The following is a 1,794-nucleotide window of genomic DNA, read 5'->3' as shown; positions in this document are numbered from 1 at the left end:
GCAACCGGTAGTACTTTGAAAACTGAACAAAGTTTCGTATATGTGTAGGTTCTTCAACTTAGGTTGAAGAAGAATTAAACATTGCGAAGTCAATTCGCTTTTAACAAATTAATGAGCTTAACAAGCTTCATATTTTATATGAGAGTTTGATCCTGGCTCAGGATGAACGCTGGCGGCGTGCCTAATACATGCAAGTCGAGCGAACTTAACTAAATGAATGCGGTGCTTGCACCAAGTGATTTTAGAGCGGTGAGCGGCGGATGGGTGAGTAACACGTGGGTAACCTGCCTCTAAGCAGGGGATAACATTTGGAAACAGATGCTAATACCGTATAAATCCTAAAACCACATGGTTTTAGGCTGAAAGGCGGCTTCGGCTGTCACTTAGAGATGGACCCGCGGCGTATTAGCTAGTTGGTGAGGTAATGGCTCACCAAGGCAATGATACGTAGCCGAACTGAGAGGTTGATCGGCCACATTGGGACTGAGACACGGCCCAAACTCCTACGGGAGGCAGCAGTAGGGAATCTTCCACAATGGACGCAAGTCTGATGGAGCAACGCCGCGTGAGTGAAGAAGGCTTTCGGGTCGTAAAACTCTGTTGTTGAAGAAGAACACGTTTGAGAGTAACTGTTCAGACGTTGACGGTATTCAACCAGAAAGCCACGGCTAACTACGTGCCAGCAGCCGCGGTAATACGTAGGTGGCAAGCGTTATCCGGATTTATTGGGCGTAAAGCGAGCGCAGGCGGTTTTTTAAGTCTGATGTGAAAGCCCTCGGCTTAACCGAGGAAGTGCATCGGAAACTGGGAAACTTGAATGCTGAAGAGGACAGTGGAACTCCATGTGTAGCGGTGAAATGCGTAGATATATGGAAGAACACCAGTGGCGAAGGCGGCTGTCTGGTCAGTTATTGACGCTGAGGCTCGAAAGCATGGGTAGCGAACAGGATTAGATACCCTGGTAGTCCATGCCGTAAACGATGAATACTAGGTGTTGGAGGGTTTCCGCCCTTCAGTGCCGCAGCTAACGCATTAAGTATTCCGCCTGGGGAGTACGACCGCAAGGTTGAAACTCAAAGGAATTGACGGGGGCCCGCACAAGCGGTGGAGCATGTGGTTTAATTCGAAGCAACGCGAAGAACCTTACCAGGTCTTGACATCTTCTGCTATTTCTAGAGATAGAAAGTTCCCTTCGGGGACGGAATGACAGGTGGTGCATGGTTGTCGTCAGCTCGTGTCGTGAGATGTTGGGTTAAGTCCCGCAACGAGCGCAACCCTTATGACTAGTTGCCAGCATTAAGTTGGGCACTCTAGTAAGACTGCCGGTGACAAACCGGAGGAAGGTGGGGACGACGTCAAATCATCATGCCCCTTATGACCTGGGCTACACACGTGCTACAATGGTTGGTACAACGAGTTGCGAACTCGCGAGGGTAAGCTAATCTCTTAAAGCCAATCTCAGTTCGGACTGTAGGCTGCAACTCGCCTACACGAAGTCGGAATCGCTAGTAATCGCGGATCAGCATGCCGCGGTGAATACGTTCCCGGGCCTTGTACACACCGCCCGTCACACCATGAGAGTTTGTAACACCCAAAGCCGGTGGGGCAACCCTTCGGGGAGCTAGCCGTCTAAGGTGGGACAGATGATTAGGGTGAAGTCGTAACAAGGTAGCCGTAGGAGAACCTGCGGCTGGATCACCTCCTTTCTAAGGAATTCGTTGTGGCGTCGCAAGACTCAAGCAACGATCGGAAACCTACACATGAAACTTTGTTTAGTTTTGAGGGTACTACCCC

General features: G+C 50.0%; 1 rRNA gene. It reads left to right on the top strand.

The window, feature by feature from the left end:
• Nucleotides 1-134 precede the first annotated feature (134 nt).
• Nucleotides 135-1,706 (top strand): 16S ribosomal RNA (locus tag LPA02S_RS11315).
• Nucleotides 1,707-1,794 lie beyond the last annotated feature (88 nt).

This window comes from Lacticaseibacillus pantheris DSM 15945 = JCM 12539 = NBRC 106106, from assembly GCF_001591865.1.
Taxonomy (GTDB): domain Bacteria; phylum Bacillota; class Bacilli; order Lactobacillales; family Lactobacillaceae; genus Lacticaseibacillus; species Lacticaseibacillus pantheris.
This window is presented reverse-complemented; position numbering and strand designations above follow the sequence as displayed.